We start from the raw sequence: 1,012 nt of genomic DNA on the forward strand, positions 1-1,012 counted from the left end.
TCTCGGCATCACCGTGTGGATCACGGCGAAGTCGAACTGATCGGGCACACGTGGACAACGGCACTGACGTAGGGAACGGACGAGACATGGCACACGAGGAAGACGCACTCGAGCACGAGAGGGCTTCATGGAAGCCCTCCCCCGGGCTCGCCGTCGCCGTCCCCGACCCCGTGCAGAACCCGGGCCTCCCGCCCCACCGGGAGCGCATCACCGACAAGGACCCGGCGGCCATGCAGCGCGCCGTTCGCACGGTCTACACGCTGTTCTACCTCTCCCTCGCGGGCAGCATCTGGGCCGTCGCCGCCTACATGCTCTTCCCGATCGAGAGCGGTCAGATCGTCGACATCCGCCACAACAACCTGTTCATCGGGTTGGGCATCGCGCTCGCGCTCCTCGCAATCGGCATCGGTGCGATCCACTGGTCCAAGGCCGTGATGAGCGACAAGGAGCACATCGAGCCGCGTCACGCCACGCGCGGACGCGACGTGACGCGAGAGGGCGCCGTCGCCGTCTTCCGCGAGGCGAACGAGGAGTCCGGGTTCGGACGCCGCACCGCCATCCGCGGATCGCTGATCGCCGCTCTTGTCGCCTCGGTGCTTCCCGGCATCACCCTGTTCCGCGGTCTGGCTCCCGAGTCCAGCCCCGAGAACCCGATCGCCGGCGACCCGGTCGCCCTCCTCAGCCACACGATGTGGAAGAAGGGTGAGCGTCTCGCGCACGACCCCACCGGCGAGCCGATCCGTGCCGCCGACCTCACTCTGGGCTCCGCGGTGCACGTGATCCCCCAGTCTCTCGCCGAGCTCAGCCACAGCGATGGCTACCTCGAGGAGAAGGCGAAGGCGATCGTCCTGCTGATGAGGATGCTGCCCGAGCAGATCGTCGAAGCCGAAGACCGCAAGAGCTGGTCGTACAACGGCATCGTGGCGTACTCGAAGGTCTGCACGCACGTCGGCTGCCCGGTCGCGCTGTACGAGCAGCAAACCCACCACTGCTCTGCCCCTGCACCAGTCGC

Annotated in this window: 1 pseudogene; it reads left to right on the top strand. The window is 67.4% G+C overall.

What is annotated here, in order from left to right:
- Positions 1-86: 86 nt before the first annotated feature.
- Positions 87-1,012: pseudogene (gene qcrA, locus I5I_RS08970) on the top strand (cytochrome bc1 complex Rieske iron-sulfur subunit); the annotation flags it as partial.

Source organism: Microbacterium sp. B24, assembly GCF_000333415.1.
GTDB lineage: Bacteria > Actinomycetota > Actinomycetes > Actinomycetales > Microbacteriaceae > Microbacterium.